A 15,001-nucleotide genomic window follows, 5' to 3' on the forward strand; every position below is an offset into this window, starting at 1 on the left:
CCGCTTAGGAACCCGTCAATACTTGCTGCGCTAGTATCATCCCTGCAACTTCGGGGGTGAGGCGATGGCGGACGACATTAGGCAACAGCTCGAATCCTTCCTTGTGGAGGACGTGATCCTGACACTCGGCAATCTGCGCGGCTCCCTGGCCTGGCTCCTGGCGGACGAGACCGACACCCTATCGCCGCGCGGCATCGGCATCGACCGTCTCGACCGCCAGCTCGCCCTGGTCGAGGATCGCGCCCGCTCGGTCTGCCGGCTGCTCCGCTCCGGCCAGGTCGCGCCGGAGTTCCGCGACCGACCCGGTGATGCCAAGGAGGCGTACCACCCTCCACCCGGCGCTGAAATCTCGCACCAGCGACAGGGGGCGGCACCGGAACCGGGCCTGGCGCTTGAAACCGCGATCTGCGACGCGCTGCTCTTGGACCGCGACGCGGGGCGTCTGGCGATGCCGCTCTTTCGCAGCCAAAGGGCGCAATCCTGAACCGACAGACGGTCGCAATCCGAAACAATATGCCGCGACGCCGAAGCCCGACGTCCGGGTCGCAACCGGGCTGTCTTGGTGGAAGTTTACGATCAGAGCGATGAACGAGATCCCGCGCCGCCGAGGTCGGGTTCTACGATTGCGCCCGGATCTGCTCGCTGAATCAGGCCGTCGCCACGGCATCGCTCGCGTCTTGCGAGATCATGACAGGTTTCCTTTTCGTTTGGGTTGGCCACTCGGGCCATCGAGAACGCGGTGCGGCTACGGCCGGATCGCCTCGCCGCACCCGCAGGAAACGCAGCGTCCGGGCACCACCCAAGCGGCACTCTTTCGCCCACGATCATGTTGCCTCGACCGCGCCCTGCATTGACGGCCAATCACCCGCGAACCGTCTGGATGTCGTGTATTTTTTCTTGCTTTTTCATAGCATTGCGAGACGTTTTCCCAAACCGTATGTGATCCCGTAACGGCCCTTGCGGACCGCCGCCTCCCGGCGATGCCGCGCGATACGGCGCTCGCACAGGGGTTGGAGACCGGACCCCACCGTGTCCCCAAAAAAACTTCCACCCGCGTACGATTTTCGCTTGCAGCCGCCCCGTAGAATTAATACATCGCTCCCACCGAAAGGATGCGGGCGTAGCTCAGGGGTAGAGCATAACCTTGCCAAGGTTAGGGTCGTGAGTTCGAATCTCATCGCCCGCTCCAAATCGGTTCTGGAAGGCCAGATGCAGACAAGGCGCCCCTCGGGGCGCTTTTTCTTTACGGGCTCCCGCCACGCAGACGATCGGACAGATATCGGTTCGCGCGCTCTCGCCAAAGGCGAATGCCTGTCCAACCACGCCCAGGATGGACACGTCCCGTAATCCCGATCCGCGCATCCGGAGCGATGCTCAGGACACGTAACCAAGACCGGGTGCTGAACAGGGAAAACGAAGCTGCGGCGAGGTCGACGAACCGGATCTCCGCGCCGCAATGCGCCCCCAGGCGTCAATGACCGGCCGGCACGTCACATGCGCCGCGCCCGGATGTCGGACTATCGGGCCACGGTGACCGAGCAATGCGCCCGCCCCGAGACCTCTGCAGCAACCGAACCGAGGACAAGTCGAGAGATCCCCCGCTTGTCGCCGGTTCCCATCACGATGTGGTCGATGCCGTTCTGCTCCGCATAGGCGACGATCCCCGCCGGCGCTTCGCGGCTGATAAGGTCGACCCGCTTCACCTCCTCGATGCCGTGCGACGCGGCGATGGCCGCCGCCCCGTCGAGGATCTTCGAGACCTCGGCCTCGTTCCAGTGGGTGATGAGCGGCCCCCGCGAGCCGCCATGCGCGACGTTGACGATGCAGATCGTCAGCTCGGCTCCGAACTTCCGGGCCAGTTCAGAAGCAACGATCACGGCGGCTTCGGAATGATCGGTCCCGTCCGTCGCACACAGGATGTTCTTGGTCATTGGAATCTCCGCAAGAGCCACTATATGAAACTTTTTTCACTATCAATAATGTCGCGTCTTTGATCTGCGTCAAGCGGTTTCGGCGCGACCGCGATTACCGAAACCGATCACCGATGAAGCGGTTTCCGATACGGAAGGGGCGCGTGTTTCCACGCGCCCTTTTCCGCAGGCCGATGCAGTTCCGGCAGCAATCATGTCAGCAAAGCGTCAACAGGCATCCGTGACCGGGTCGAAACGAAGGAGACGGAAATGTGGCGCGCCTGTGTCCTGAGCCGCGTATCGACGGCGCCGCTGCGACGGAAATTCGACAGGCTGAACAAGGCATTGGCGCGTCCGACACGAGCTTTTTCAGTGAGATCGGTCATTTGGGTTGGTCCTCGGCTGGTTGGGTTGAACACCGGAGATACCGCCACAATCGCTACGATGACCTTATCTTTGTTCAAGGAAATGTCGACAAAAGGGCACATGTATGCCCGCCCAGCGCCATTTATGTGTCTTTTTGTAGACAACCAAGAGTTGCATTCACGATTCATCCAACATCGCCCCGATTGATACCGAATCGTAAATGGTCGGAAGGTTGCGGAATCATTGTCCGCAACTTCGGGGGCCAGCTTCGCCCGGCAACAGCATCCCACGCGCGCTTCGTCGAAGCGCCGATTCGGGGTGGGAGCGTTCAAGCGGCCGCCGGCACCACCCGCGGCTTGCCGTTGTCGTCGATCGCAACGAAGGTGAACAGCGCCTCGGTCACCTTCTCCCGCGCGCCGTGACGGTCGCGCAGCACCCAGGCCTCGATCTCCAGCCCCATCGAGGTGCGGCCGATCCGGGCGACCCGGACGTAGATACAAAGCACGTCGCCGACCCGCACGGGGCGGATGAACTTCATTGCATCGACGGCAACCGTGGCGACGCGACCGCGGGCCCGGGCGCCAGCGACGATTCCCGCTGCGATGTCCATCTGGCTCAGCACCCAGCCTCCGAAGATGTCCCCGTTGACGTTGACATCCCTTGGCATCGCGAGCGTCCGCAACGTGAGCTCGCCCTCCGGTCCGTTTTCCGTCATCGCTCCTCCAACGCGCTTTGCTCGCGTGATCCTAGAGGCCCGGCCCGTCGGCGGATAGCCCCTTCGGCCAGCCCCGGCAGCCAAGCCGACGGGCATCACGCGAGAAGCGCGTCGACGGCGTCTCCGATCCCGTCGACGACCATCGAGGGGCCGGGCTTGAAGCGCGTTTCGTCACCGTCGCGGTACTTGCCGGTCCGCACCAGAACCGCCAAAGCCGCACCCGCATCGAGCGCTCCGGCAATGTCGGCTTCGGCATCGTCGCCGATCATCGCCACCTCGGCCATTCCGGCCCCCATGCTCGCCGCGGCGGCGGAAAAGAAGCCGGGCGCCGGTTTGCCGAACAGCAGCGCCGCCCTGCCGCTGGCATGTTCCAGCGCCACGACGAAGGCACCCGCGTCGAGGCTGAGTTCGCCGTCGGAATCCCGAAATACCCGGTTCGCGGCCAGCGCGAGAAACGGTGCTCCGGCGTCGATCTTGCGGAACGCGGCGTTGAGCGCCTCGTAGGTGAAGAACCGCCCGGCATCGCCGAGGACGACAGCTTCCGGCCCGATGGCGTGCGCGTCTGCGAAATCCTCGCACAGTTCGGGATGGATGAGCAGATGCGGCGCATGTCCATGCCGGGCCAGCCAGTCGCAGGCGGCCGCCGCCGGCGTAAAGAGCTCGTCGGGCGCGAGATCGACACCGAACGCCTTCAACCGGGCGAGGAGCATCCGCTTCGGACTGCGTGTCGAGTTGGTGAGGAACCGCACGGCCACCCCCGCCGCGCGCAGCCGCCGGACTGCGGCGACCGCGCCGGGAAGGGCCTTTTCCCCGGTATAGAGAACGCCCGCCAGATCGATCAGAACACCCTTGAGCATGGTCGGAACGTGATTTCGGGCTCATCTCCAGTCAACGACACACCGCGCACCATGGCATCGGCGCGGCACGGTGTGCCCGGCGAGCGTCACTCACTCGGCGGCAAGACGCGGCTTGGTCGTGGTCGCCCGTTTCCGGATCTCGAACTCCTCGTGGTAAGACCGCTCCACGTTCACCGTCCAGACGTCGTGCGTCTCGCCGAGGATGTTGCGTGCCGCAAGCATCGCCGAGAGCATCGAATGGTCCTGGTTGTTGTAGCGGTGCAATCCGTTGCGCCCGACCGTCTGGAAGTTCTCCAGCGACAGGATCCATTCCTCGAGCACGTCCAGTGCCTCGCGGTATTCGCCGTCGTAGACCGGATAGGCCTTCGGCTGGCGGATGATCGCGGCACCAATCACGTCGGATGCCTTGGCCAGACCGAGTTGCTCCAGCTCCTGCGAGGCGAGCTCGCGCAGGTCCTCATCCGACATCGACCAGAGCCCGTCATCCTTCTGACAGAAGTACTCCATGCCGATCGAGGCGGTGTTCTGGTCGGGCAGCATCTCCTTCGACCAGGCCCGGAAGTTCTGGATCCGTCCGACCTTCACCTTGGGCGAATGGATGTAGATCCAGTTGTCGCGAAACGGATCGGCATGGTCGAGCACCAGCGTCACGATCAGGAAGTCGCGGTACCTGAGCTTGTCCGCGGCCTCCATCACCTCCGGCGGCGGCGGCGGGTCGAAGGCGTGGATAAGGTCGCGCAGCGCCATCGAGTTGACGAAGTGCTCGCCCTCGACGCGTTCGATGACCGGCTCGCGCCCATCCTCGTACCAATGCTTCACGTCGATTGAGGTGACGCGCCTGCCGGCGCGGTTCACCCGGATCACCTCGGATCGCAGGTTGACCTCCCCGCCCCTCTCCTCCACCAGCTTCGCGGTCTTTTCCCACATCATGCCGGGGCCAAGCCGCGGATACTGGAATTCCTCGATGAGGCTTGCCGTGTCATTGGCACCCGAGATCGCGTTCCAGACCGCCTTGAACAGCGAGAGATTCTTGATCCGCTGCGCCGCCCAGTCGGCGCGGATGTCCTTGGGATTTATGCCCCAGACCTTCTGCGTGTAGCTGCGGAAGAAGTGCATGTAGAGCCGTCCGCCGAAGCGGTTGATCACCCATTGCTCGAAGCTCTCCTCCTTGCGGTAGGGCCGGACCTGCCACTTGAAGTAGGACAGCAGGATGCGCATCGACTCGTAGGGGCCGATGTTGAGGAGCGCATTGAACAGCTTCAGCGGGTAATCGAAGAATTTTTCGCGGTAGTAGATCCGGCTGAGGCGCGGGACAGTGATGAAATCATCCTGGAGAACCTCGTGCCACATCTCCTCGACCTCCTTCACCTTGGTGAAGAAGCGATGACCGCCGATGTCAAAGCGGTAACCATTATTGGTTTCCGTGCGGGATATTCCGCCGACCATATCCGAGGCCTCATAGACCTTGGGCTTGTGCCGCAGGCTGCGTTTCTGCAATTCGTACGCAGCAGTCAGTCCCGCCGGCCCCGCGCCAATAACCACCACGGGGCAACTCTTCCCTTGCTGGATGCTCAATTAACCGCCCCCAGAACACATGTTTCAAATATACATCACTATTTAATATACCCTGCAATTGCACACGGGCAAAACGATCCGAAGCGAAACGGTGGCCAGTCGGGGTGCATCACCCTCAATTGCCACTGTTGTTGCAATTTTTTGAACAATGCCGCCCCATACGCATCTGTCGTAATCATGTAATTTCCCCCTATGGTTGATACCCTAATGGAAGACGCCGCATTGGTTGTGGGCGACCCGAATCGCTTGATCACGAAACAGAAATACCAATCAGGCAAACGGAGGCTCCGCTTGCCCGCTCAAGCCTCTGCAATTCGGGTCAAATCTTGACAATGGGCCCCTTGCCCGCGCTGATGCCTCGCGCCGCGAATGCGTTGCGGGTGTCCAGGATAAGCCGCGCCTCCGCTGCCAGGAGCGCGTAGTCGACGGCGCCGTGGTCGGTGGCCACCAGTACCGCGTCATAGCCCGCCACTGTCTCGGCGTTCAGCGGCACCGAAACCCGCCCCGCCAGCGACGGATGGTCCCGGGTCGCGGGCATGACAGGAAAATACGGATCATGATAATCGCAGGCGGCCCCCATCTCCTCGAGACGGAGAAGAATGGCGAGCGCAGGGCTTTCGCGCGTGTCCTCGACATCCTTCTTGTAGGCGATTCCGAGGATCAGCACCCGCGAATCCTTCACCGCGACGCCGCAATGGCGGGCCAGCTCGCCCGCGATCCGGCCGGCGATCAGGTCCGGCGCCGCGGCGGTACTCGCCTGCGCCAGTTCGACCAGCGGCGTTTGCGCTCCAACGTCGCGCGCCCGCGCGGAGAGATAGACGGGAGAGACCGGAATGCAGTCTCCGCCAATCCCTGGCCCCGGATAGAAAGGCATGTAGCCGAAGGGCTTCGTTGCAGCCGCCGGCACCACCTCCCAGATATCGACGCCCATCGCCTCGAGCGCGGTCTTGATCTCGTTCACAAAGGCGATATTGACCATGCGGAAGCTGTTCTCGACGAGCTTCACGGCCTCGGCTGTGGCGAGCGAGCTCACCGGAACCGTCCGGGCGACGATCTGCGCGTAGAACCGGTCGGCGAGGTCGCGGGACCGAAGATCATCCGCTCCGACGATCTTCGGAATCGTCCGCGTCGTGAAGTTCGCATTCCCCGGATCCTCGCGCTCGGGCGAGAAGGCGAGGAAGAACTCTTCGCCGGCTCGCAGGCCCCGGCGTTCGAGGATCGGCTTGACCACCGTTGCCGTCGCTCCCGGCCAGACCGTGCTTTCGAGTACCACAAGCTGCCCCGGCCGCAGCTGCTCCGCGATCATCTCCGACGCACGGATCACATAACCCAGATCGGGCTTCCTCGCCGACGACAGCGGCGTCGGCACACAGATCAGGATCACGTCCACATCGGCGAGCCCGGCCAAGTCGACGCTGGCGGCAAAGCCGCGCGAGACCGCGTCGCGGACCCGGGCCTCGGGGAAGTAAGAAATCGTCCGCTCGCCGGCATTGATCATGGCCACCCGGTCCGCGTTAAGGTCGAAGCCGGTGGCGGGAAAACCCGCCTCGCACACGGTCAGGGCAAGCGGCAGACCGACATAGCCGAGCCCCACGATTGCCACCCGCGCCTCGCGCCGGCCAATCAGTTCGTTCAAAGACGCATAAAGCGAAAACACGTTTGTCATCGTAGCCCCCGAAACAATGCCTGGTGGCCGGCACGAAAATATACCCTTCGACTGTCGCACACAGGCGTTCCTCAGGGCAATCCTGAGCTGCGGGCTACATCGACGTTGTGCGCATAGCGCGAACAATTCGCCATTTTGACCCGGTTTGACGCCGATCGCGAACCTCGCCTGCGCCAAATGCGCCGCGCCGCACGCCGCACGCCCCTTCGCGGCGTTCACGGTTCGGCACCACCGGGCCATACCAAGACCGACTGTTTCGTAAAAAAAGACAGGCAGGACTGCAGCATAGCCCGGCTGCGGCCGCCATGCTACGATCCGGCAAGTTTCAGCAAAGGGTCGGGCGGGGCATATGAAGGTCTTGATCACGGGTGGCGCCGGTTTCATCGGATCGCATCTGACCGAGCGGCTGCTCGCCGAGGGCCACTCCGTTACCGCGCTCGACGACCTCTCGACCGGTCGAACCGAAAATCTCGCAGGCGTCGCCGGCCACAATCGTTTCCGCTTCCACGAGGGCACGATCCTCGACCCCGCGCTCGTCGGGGCGCTGACGGCCGAGGCCGACATGATCGTCCACCTCGCCGCGGCAGTCGGCGTGAAGCTGATCATGGAGGAGCCCTCGCGCTCGATCCTGACCAATGTCGGCGGCACCGAGACGGTGCTCAAGGCGGCGCTGAAGGATCTCAAGCCGATCTTCGTAGCCTCCACGTCGGAGGTCTATGGCAAGGCCACCAAGTTTCCCTTCAGCGAGGACGACGACCTGACGATCGGCGCGACGAAGAACCTGCGCTGGTCTTACGCCTGCGCAAAGACGCTCGACGAGTTCCTGACCCTCGCCTATGTCCGCGAGGCGGGACTGCCGGCCACCGTCCTGCGCTTCTTCAACACGACCGGCCCGCGCCAGACCGGGCGCTACGGCATGGTCCTGCCGAACTTCGTCCAGGCCGCGCTCGAGGGCCGACCGCTTCTGGTTCACGGCACCGGCACGCAATCGCGCTGCTTCGGCCATGTAGCCGACGCGGTCGAGGCGATGGTGCGGCTGATGGCGGAGCCCGCGGCGCGGGGCGAGGTCTTCAACGTCGGCAATGACGAGGAGGTGACGATCCGCGCGCTGGCCGAACAGGTCATCGCGGCGACCGACTCGGACTCCGAGATCCGGCTCGTGCCCTACGAGTCGGTGTACCCGGCCGGGTTCGAGGACATGGCCCGCCGCCTGCCCGACCTCTCCAGACTCGAACGCGCCACGGGCTTCCGCCCGCGCCGGCCCCTGTCGGAGATCATCGCCGACATCGTGGACGAGAAGCGTTCGGCAATGGCCGCCTGACGGACGCGCGCAGCATGGACCGTATCAGCCGAAGCGACTGGTTCTGGCTCGGCGCCATCCTCGCGCTGGCGACGGCGCTGCGCGTCCGGGGGTTGAACGGGCCCCTTTGGTACGACGAGTTGCAGACCGTGGTCACCCATCTCAGGCTCAGCTGGGGGGACATGCTGCAAAGCTACTCGATGAACCATCACTACCTGCACAACATCGCTGCGAAGGTTTCTATGGAGGCGTTCGGCGAGTCGTCCTGGGCGATCCGGCTTCCGGCGATGGTCTTCGGCCTCGCCTCGCTCGCCGCGATGTGGGCGCTTGCACGTGAGGTCGCAGGCAGCGCGATCGCCCACGTGACGACGCTCTTGCTCGCGCTCTCGTATCACGAGATCTGGTTTTCGCAGAATGCGCGCGGCTATACCGGGCTCGCGCTGTTCTCGACGCTCGGTATGCTGTTGTTCTTGCGAGGCATCGCGCGACCGACTGTCGCGATCTGGCTCGGATATGGCCTCTGTCTCGCCGCCGCCGTCTTCACCCACCTGACCGGTGCATTCTTTTTCGCTGCCCAGGGCCTCGTCTGGCTGGCGCTGGTCGCAACACATGCGCTGCGGGGGCGTCTCGATGGCGCGCTGCTGCGCCTGCCTTTCCTCGGCTTCCTCGCGGGCGGACTTCTCGCGACCCTGCTCTATCTGCCGATACTTCCAAGCCTCCTCGTCACCGTATCGACCGTATCGGAGACCTCGGCGGTCGACGTCATGAAGGAATACCAGAACCCTATCTGGACGGCGTTCGAAGCGATCCGCACCGGTATCGGACATGCCGGACCGTTCACCGCGCTCGTCGGGGCGGCAGTGCTCATCCTGTCGGCGCTCGGGGCGGTGGCGCTCCACCACGACGCACCGCTCTTCGCGCCGATCACGTTGCTGCACATCATCCTGACAACGGCGCTGCTGATGGCCGTCGGGATGCGGATCTGGCCGCGCTTCTTTTTCGTGGACATCGGCTTCCTGATGCTTCTGATCGTGATGGGGGTGCGGCTTTCCTGCGATCTCGTCGGCCATCTCATCAAGAACGAGCGCGCGGGGCGGGGGCTCTTCGCGCTGGCGGTCGTGGCGATGGCGGCGATCTCGCTTCTGCTTGCGAAGCGCAACTACGAAATCCCCAAGCAGGATCTTGCTGGCGCCTTTGAGATTGTCGAAGAAATTGCCCGGCCCGGTGAGCGCGTCTTTGCGGTCGGTCACGCCGGAGCGGTATACCGCGACTACTTCCACGCCGGCTGGCCGATCATATACACGGAGGACGACTATCGTGCAGCGACCGCCGAGCCGGGGCCACTGATCCTCGTCGTCGGCTTCCCCGGTCGCAATTTCCGGGAGGTGCCGGGGCTTGGCCACGATGCCGGACCCGATCCCTGCGATGAAAAGCGGGCAGCGGGCCACTTGCTGACGGCCGTCGCCTGTCTCCCCGGCACGCTCGGCGACGGCGACGTGATCGTCCTGCGCCGTGACTGAGCGGGCAGATATCGTCATCGGCTCGGGCCCCTCCGGGATCGCGGCAGCGACGGCGCTTCTCGCGCGCGGGCGGCCGGTCGTGATGCTCGACGGCGGCAAGGTGCCCGAGCCTGCGGCCGAGGCGCGGCGGACAGCGCTGGCCGCGACCGGCCCCGAGGGCTGGAGCGCTGCGGATCGCGCTCACTGGATGGCGCCGCAGCACGAGACCCCGCCCGGGCAGGTGCGCCGTTTCGGTTCGGATTTCGCGATGGAGCCGGCCTCGGCGACCTTCGCCAATCCACCCGGTTGGTTCGGGCTTCGCGCGTCGCGAGCGGCCGGCGGGTTTTCCAATGTCTGGGGGGCGGCGGTGCTGCCCTACCGGCAGGCCGACATGGCGGGATGGCCGATCACCGCAGACGATCTCGCGCCACACTACCGGGCCGTGGCCGGTTTCGTCCCGATTGCCGGGCGCGAGGACGAGCTTGAAGCCCTGATGCCGGCCCTGTCCATGACCGGGCGCCGGCCGATCGCGCCCGCACCGCAGGCGGAGGCGCTGATCGCCCGCCTGTCCGCCGTTCGCGAACGCCTCGCCGCCCTGGGGCTGCGGGCGGGCCTTGCGCGGCAGGCGGCGGATGCGGCCTGCCGGCTTTGCGGGATGTGCCTGCACGGCTGCCCCTACGGGCTGATCTGGTCGGCCCGCCAGACGCTGGCCGATCTGCGCACCGCACCCGGTTTCAGCTACCGCCCCGGCGCCGTCGTCACCCGCTTCGATGAGAACGCCGCAGGTATCACTTTGCACCTTCGGGACGGCACGACGATCACCGGCGCCCGCGCGTTTCTCGGCGCCGGGGTGCTGGAGACCGCGCGCATCCTGCTCGCCTCGGACCCGAAGCCGGGCGAACTGGTGCTGAAGGACAGCCAGCACGGCTTCCTGCCTATGCTTCAGCGGTTCCCGAACCGGGCCCGACCCGACCGCGGTGCGTTCCACACCCTGCCACAGATCTTCCTCGAACTCGAGGCGCCCGAGATTTCCGCCTACCTCATCCATGCCCAGATCTACAGCTGGAACGACTACTACGCCCGCGACCTTACCGCCAATTACGGCCACGGCCTGCCCTTCGCTTCGAATGTCTTCGCCGCGCTCGCGCGGCGGCTGATCGTGGCGCAGATATTCCTGCATTCCGACCATTCGCACCGGATCGGCCTCAGCCAGGCCGCCGACGGCCGGCTGGTGGCCCGCATGATCGCCAATGCCGATACCGACCGCAGCATCCGCGCGGCGGCCCGCCGGATCGGCGCGGCGATGGGCCATGCCGGACTCCTGCCGCTGAGCTTCGCCAGCCGGCCCGGCGCGCCGGGATCGAGTTTTCATGTTGGCGGATCGGTACCGATGGCCCGGAACTCGGCCCCCGGACAATCCGATCCGCTCGGCCGGCCCCACGGCCTTTCACGGCTGCATGTCATCGACGCCACGGTCCTGCCCGCGATCCCGGCCACGACGATCACGCTCCCTGTGATGGCAAACGCGCACCGGATCGCGACGCTCGCGCCCTAGGCGGCGCCCGTCTCGAAAGCCCCCGCCTCGAACTGCCGTACGAGTGCGCGGTCGCCCTTGCGATGCGCCGCCCGCGCAAGAGCCTCGCCATAGGCCGCCAGCACACGGTCCTCGCGCCAGATCGTCTCGAACGCGTGGCGCGCGGCGCGGGATTGCGCCGCACGAAGGCCGGGTTCGTGCTGCAAGGCGCGCATCGCCGCGATCAGTTCGTCCCCGGTCCCGAAGAGCGCCCCGCCGCCCGCCGCCTCGACGATCTCGGGGAACGGGCCGAGGCGCCGGGCGATCACCGGCGTGCCGAGCCGGAAGCTCTCGATCAGGATGATGCCGAACGTCTCGTAGCAGACCGAGGGAACGATCAGGCCCAGCGCCCCCCGGTAGTAGGCATCAAGCTCCTCGGGGCTCTTGCGGCCGAGGAACTGGATCCGCGGATTGCCCTGTGCGAGCCGTTTCAGCGTCACCGCATAGTCGCCGTCGCCGAGGATCAGGAGATCGGCATCCGGATAGCGTTCGATCGCCGGAAAGACGTCCTGCAGACCCTTGATCTTCTCGAGCCGCCCCACGAACAGGAAATAGGGCCGCGGGTGGCTGGCGGTGGCGGCGGCCTGACTGGTCAGGTCGGGAAGGAAATACGGCAGAACCTCCATCTCGTGGCGAAGGCCGAACTCACGGTGCTTGGCGCGGCTGAACTCGCTCTTGGCGACGATAAGGTCGACCTGGTCGAGCTGGCGGTCGAGGTATCCCGTATAGCGCCAAAGCTGCGGCGGACGGCGATATGAGAGCACGCAGCGCAGACATTCGCGGCCATCGCAAAGCTCCCGCCCGTGACGCCAGAGCACATGGGTCGGGCAGACCAGCCAGTGCTCGTGCGCCTCGTAGAGCTTCAGGCCCTCGCCGCAGGACAGGATCCCCGGTCCGCCGACCAGCGAGGTGTTGTTGTACCAGATGAGGTCGGGGCGGATCTCGTCCAGAAGCGCGCGGATCCGCGCGGCATGGACCAGCGGCCGCCCGGTCTGCTGGGTGAGGAGGTTCGACAGGAAGCCGTTGCGGCTGCGCAGGCCGATCCGCCGCACCCCGTCCGGCGCGCCCTCGGCCTGCGGCTTGCCGCCGAGGATCCGGTAGCTGTCCTCGTCATGCACCACCGTCACGTCATGGCCGCGCGCGGCGAGCGCCCTTGCCATGCGCTGCACGCCGATCGCGTCGCCGCCGAAGGAGTGAGGCGGGTAGAAGGTCGTGAACATCACGACCTTGAGCGACCGGGCGCGGCGTTCGATCTTCATTGTCCAGTCACCCTCCCCGCCCGGTCCGGTGCCGGCTCACCGATCGCTGGCCGGATGTAGGACATGAGGAGCCGAAGCCGGTCGCGCATGAAGATGAAGGTGAGAACCGCATAGGTCAGCACCCCGGTCCCGATGCTCAGAGCAAGCAGCGCCGCCAGCCCCGCGCCGTCCGCCCAGCGGGCGACGAGAAGGACCGGAACGACCATCGCCGCCGACGCGAGGAAGGGCGCGAAAAGCGTCCCCAGAAGCTGCGCCACTGCGATGTTGCCAAGCCGCGCCACGAGCCGGAAGCGGAACACCCAGACGAGATATTGGGCAAGAACGAAGCCGGCCGTGATCGCGACAAGTCCCCAACCCGACACCGCGAAGACCAGCGCGGTGCCCAAGCCGACGCACAGCCAGGTCAGGACCGCAAGCTGGCCTGCCCGGCCCGCCGCGAGGCAGAACGAGGTCTGCACCGAGGCGATGCACAGATAGACGCCGAGTGCTGCCATGACCCTCAGCACCGGTGCCGCACCAACCCATTCCGACCCGAAGACCAGAAGCAGCATCGGCTCGGCAAGCGCGGCCAAACCTGCAAAGAACGGGAACGCCACCAATGCGGTCAGCTGCAGGATTTCGATCAAGAGTTCACCCGTCTTCCCCCGCGCCCGAAAGACTGCGGCGAAGGCGGGCTGCGAGGCCATGCGGAATCCCGTCGAGGCCAGGAACGACAGGATCTCAACAAGCCGCCATGAGACCGAGTAGAGCCCGGTCGCGAGCGGCCCGAGCGTCGTCCCGATGATCAGAATCGGCATCTGCACCATGGCAAGCTCGCCCGACCGCAGGCCAAGGACCTGAAAGCCGAACCGGGCGGCGCGGCCGAGATGCGCGGCACTGAAACGCAGGCCCGGCCGCCAGTCCACGGTTATCCAGGCGATCACGGCGTTGGTGGCGATCATAACCAGCCACTGGCCGACGAAGCTCCAGACCCCGTGGCCGGTCAGGGCCATCGCGACCCCGGTAGCGCCCCCCGCGGCCACGCCCGCCACGGCGCGGATCGACATGACGCGGAAGTTGAACTCGCGCCGCAGGATCGCGACCGGTACCGCGTTGAAGGCGACGAGCACGACGCTCGGCGCCAGTGCCATGATCAGGCCCTTGACCTCGGGGTGGCCATAGACGGCCGCGATCGGCCCCGCCGCCGCATAAAGGACGCCGGCAAGCACGACCCCAACTATGCCGGTCAGCCAGAATACGGCATTGAGATCCTCCGGTTCAGGTTCCTCGACGGCGATAAGCGATTCCGCAACGGACTCGCGCACCAAGGCTTCGGACACGACGATGAACACCGCCGCCATGGACAGAAGCCCGAACGCTTCGGTACCGAGCAGCCGAGCGAGTGTGACGAATGCGGCGAGGTTGATCGCCTGCGCGGCCCAGTTCCCGGCCGACATCCAGGCGACTGATCGGATGAACTTGCCTCCGACGGTCATTGAAGCCGCTCCGGTCTTGGCCGCTGGCGGACAGTCAATCTCACGGTCACACCCCCTGCCAAGGCTTCATGACAGCGCCACGCACCGCACGCAGCGCCTTGCGGCCGGCCAGATAGGTCGCTCCCCGCCCGGCGAGGTGACGGTGCCAATGACCAAGGTCGGTGAAGTAGAACATCTCGAGCCGCGGCAGATCGTAGAAGTCCGAACCGGCAACCGCCTGGCCCAGCCGTGTGCCGACCGAGGTCCGGTAATAGGCGGCGATCCGGCTCCGCACCGGATCACCGGCGATCCCGTAGGGCGGCGCGAAGTGGTGAACCGGCCGGTCGATCTGGTCGGCGATTTCCCGCTGTGAGCGCCCCAGCTCGGCCTCGAGCACATCACCGGGCAGAGCGTCGAGATCGGGGTGAGTGACCGTGTGGCTGCCAAAGGCGACGCCTTCGCGGGCGAGCGCCCGGATCGTGCCCCAGCCCATCAGCGGACGCGGCGGTTCGGTGCCGCCGCGCCAGCCCTCGGCGCGGCCGATGTAGCCGGTGGGCAGGTAGACGATCGGCCGGATGCCCAAGGGCTCCATCACCGGCCAGGCGGCATCGGCGAAATCCTGAAAACCGTCGTCGAAGGTCACGACCACCGAATGCGGCGCCAGCCTGTCCGGCGACGCAATGAGGTCGTCGAGCGAGATCACCGGCAGGCCGGACTCGGCGAGTACGCGCATCTGGCCGGCGAAGACCTCGGGCGGAATGCAGGTCGGACCGCCGCGATCCGAGATCGAATGGTACATCAGGATGTCGACGACGGGCTCGGGCATC

13 protein-coding genes and 1 tRNA gene are annotated in these 15,001 nt (G+C 65.6%); 5 read left to right on the forward strand and 9 right to left on the reverse strand.

The window, feature by feature from the left end; translation table 11 throughout:
- Positions 1 to 64 precede the first annotated feature (64 nt).
- Together R5H32_RS10850 and R5H32_RS10855 are read left to right on the forward strand one after the other, a co-directional pair.
- Positions 65 to 484 carry a hypothetical protein gene (locus tag R5H32_RS10850; protein ID WP_318338703.1) on the forward strand — a complete coding sequence of 140 codons (420 nt, stop codon included), beginning with the start codon at positions 65 to 67 and terminating at the stop codon, positions 482 to 484.
- A gap of 630 nt (positions 485 to 1,114) precedes the next feature.
- Positions 1,115 to 1,189 (forward strand) — tRNA-Gly (locus R5H32_RS10855).
- Between the two features lie 328 nt (positions 1,190 to 1,517).
- On the opposite strand, the gene R5H32_RS10860 is transcribed toward R5H32_RS10855, so the two are convergent.
- The 6 genes from R5H32_RS10860 to R5H32_RS10885 all read right to left on the reverse strand — a co-directional run bounded on the left by R5H32_RS10860 (position 1,518) and on the right by R5H32_RS10885 (position 7,308).
- Positions 1,518 to 1,931 carry a universal stress protein gene (locus R5H32_RS10860; protein ID WP_318338704.1) on the reverse strand — a complete coding sequence of 138 codons (414 nt, stop codon included), beginning with the start codon at positions 1,929 to 1,931 and terminating at the stop codon, positions 1,518 to 1,520.
- Between the two features lie 191 nt (positions 1,932 to 2,122).
- Positions 2,123 to 2,296: a hypothetical protein gene (locus R5H32_RS10865; protein WP_318338705.1), complete on the reverse strand. Its 174-nt coding sequence runs from the start codon at positions 2,294 to 2,296 to the stop codon at positions 2,123 to 2,125.
- A 308-nt stretch (positions 2,297 to 2,604) separates the two neighbouring features.
- A complete protein-coding gene (locus R5H32_RS10870) occupies positions 2,605 to 2,991 on the reverse strand; it encodes an acyl-CoA thioesterase (RefSeq protein ID WP_318338706.1) in 387 nt (128 codons plus the stop codon).
- A 95-nt stretch (positions 2,992 to 3,086) separates the two neighbouring features.
- Positions 3,087 to 3,848 (reverse strand): TIGR01458 family HAD-type hydrolase, encoded by a 762-nt coding sequence (locus R5H32_RS10875; RefSeq protein ID WP_318338707.1) that lies wholly within the window; start codon positions 3,846 to 3,848, stop codon positions 3,087 to 3,089.
- A 90-nt stretch (positions 3,849 to 3,938) separates the two neighbouring features.
- Positions 3,939 to 5,393, reverse strand: coding sequence for an NAD(P)/FAD-dependent oxidoreductase (locus R5H32_RS10880; RefSeq protein ID WP_412099015.1), 1,455 nt, complete (start codon positions 5,391 to 5,393; stop codon positions 3,939 to 3,941).
- A 349-nt stretch (positions 5,394 to 5,742) separates the two neighbouring features.
- Entirely contained in the window at positions 5,743 to 7,308 is a 1,566-nt protein-coding gene (locus R5H32_RS10885) for a nucleotide sugar dehydrogenase (RefSeq protein ID WP_318338709.1), read from the reverse strand.
- 130 nt (positions 7,309 to 7,438) lie between these two features.
- Between R5H32_RS10885 and R5H32_RS10890 the strand changes: the two genes are divergently transcribed.
- Genes R5H32_RS10890 through R5H32_RS10900 form a run of 3 tightly spaced genes read left to right on the forward strand, consistent with a single transcriptional unit; the run spans position 7,439 to position 11,443 of the window.
- Complete coding sequence (locus R5H32_RS10890) at positions 7,439 to 8,410, forward strand: NAD-dependent epimerase/dehydratase family protein (RefSeq protein ID WP_318338710.1); 972 nt, start codon at positions 7,439 to 7,441, stop codon at positions 8,408 to 8,410.
- Positions 8,411 to 8,424: 14 nt separating this feature from the next.
- Positions 8,425 to 9,909, forward strand: a complete 1,485-nt coding sequence (locus R5H32_RS10895; RefSeq protein ID WP_318338711.1) for a glycosyltransferase family 39 protein — start codon at positions 8,425 to 8,427, stop codon at positions 9,907 to 9,909.
- Positions 9,902 to 11,443, forward strand: a complete 1,542-nt coding sequence (locus R5H32_RS10900; RefSeq protein WP_318338712.1) for a GMC oxidoreductase — start codon at positions 9,902 to 9,904, stop codon at positions 11,441 to 11,443. Before R5H32_RS10895 ends, R5H32_RS10900 begins: the two co-directional genes overlap by 8 nt.
- Here the strand turns inward: R5H32_RS10900 and R5H32_RS10905 are convergent.
- From R5H32_RS10905 to R5H32_RS10915, 3 genes are read right to left on the reverse strand one after another with little or no spacing between them, the layout of a single operon-like run.
- On the reverse strand, positions 11,440 to 12,720 hold the full coding sequence (locus R5H32_RS10905; RefSeq protein WP_318338713.1) for a glycosyltransferase family 4 protein: 1,281 nt from the start codon (positions 12,718 to 12,720) through the stop codon (positions 11,440 to 11,442). The genes R5H32_RS10900 and R5H32_RS10905 overlap by 4 nt on opposite strands.
- Complete coding sequence (locus tag R5H32_RS10910) at positions 12,717 to 14,195, reverse strand: lipopolysaccharide biosynthesis protein (RefSeq protein ID WP_318338714.1); 1,479 nt, start codon at positions 14,193 to 14,195, stop codon at positions 12,717 to 12,719. The genes R5H32_RS10905 and R5H32_RS10910 overlap by 4 nt, the downstream gene beginning before the upstream one ends.
- 46 nt (positions 14,196 to 14,241) lie before the next feature.
- Complete coding sequence (locus R5H32_RS10915) at positions 14,242 to 15,000, reverse strand: polysaccharide deacetylase family protein (protein WP_318338715.1); 759 nt, start codon at positions 14,998 to 15,000, stop codon at positions 14,242 to 14,244.
- Position 15,001 lies beyond the last annotated feature (1 nt).

It is taken from the genome of Defluviimonas sp. D31 (assembly GCF_033436765.1).
In the GTDB taxonomy this organism is placed as follows: domain Bacteria; phylum Pseudomonadota; class Alphaproteobacteria; order Rhodobacterales; family Rhodobacteraceae; genus Albidovulum.

Excerpts from the sequence above, each read along its gene's own strand:
- R5H32_RS10850 (WP_318338703.1), top strand. The coding sequence starts at position 65 with ATGGCGGACGACATTAGGCAACAGCTCGAATCCTTCCTTGTGGAGGAC.
- R5H32_RS10860 (WP_318338704.1), bottom strand. The coding sequence starts at position 1,931 with ATGACCAAGAACATCCTGTGTGCGACGGACGGGACCGATCATTCCGAA.
- R5H32_RS10865 (WP_318338705.1), bottom strand. The coding sequence starts at position 2,296 with ATGACCGATCTCACTGAAAAAGCTCGTGTCGGACGCGCCAATGCCTTG.
- R5H32_RS10870 (WP_318338706.1), bottom strand. The coding sequence starts at position 2,991 with ATGACGGAAAACGGACCGGAGGGCGAGCTCACGTTGCGGACGCTCGCG.
- R5H32_RS10875 (WP_318338707.1), bottom strand. The coding sequence starts at position 3,848 with ATGCTCAAGGGTGTTCTGATCGATCTGGCGGGCGTTCTCTATACCGGG.
- R5H32_RS10890 (WP_318338710.1), top strand. The coding sequence starts at position 7,439 with ATGAAGGTCTTGATCACGGGTGGCGCCGGTTTCATCGGATCGCATCTG.
- R5H32_RS10895 (WP_318338711.1), top strand. The coding sequence starts at position 8,425 with ATGGACCGTATCAGCCGAAGCGACTGGTTCTGGCTCGGCGCCATCCTC.
- R5H32_RS10905 (WP_318338713.1), bottom strand. The coding sequence starts at position 12,720 with ATGAAGATCGAACGCCGCGCCCGGTCGCTCAAGGTCGTGATGTTCACG.
- R5H32_RS10910 (WP_318338714.1), bottom strand. The coding sequence starts at position 14,195 with ATGACCGTCGGAGGCAAGTTCATCCGATCAGTCGCCTGGATGTCGGCC.
- R5H32_RS10915 (WP_318338715.1), bottom strand. The coding sequence starts at position 15,000 with ATGCCCGAGCCCGTCGTCGACATCCTGATGTACCATTCGATCTCGGAT.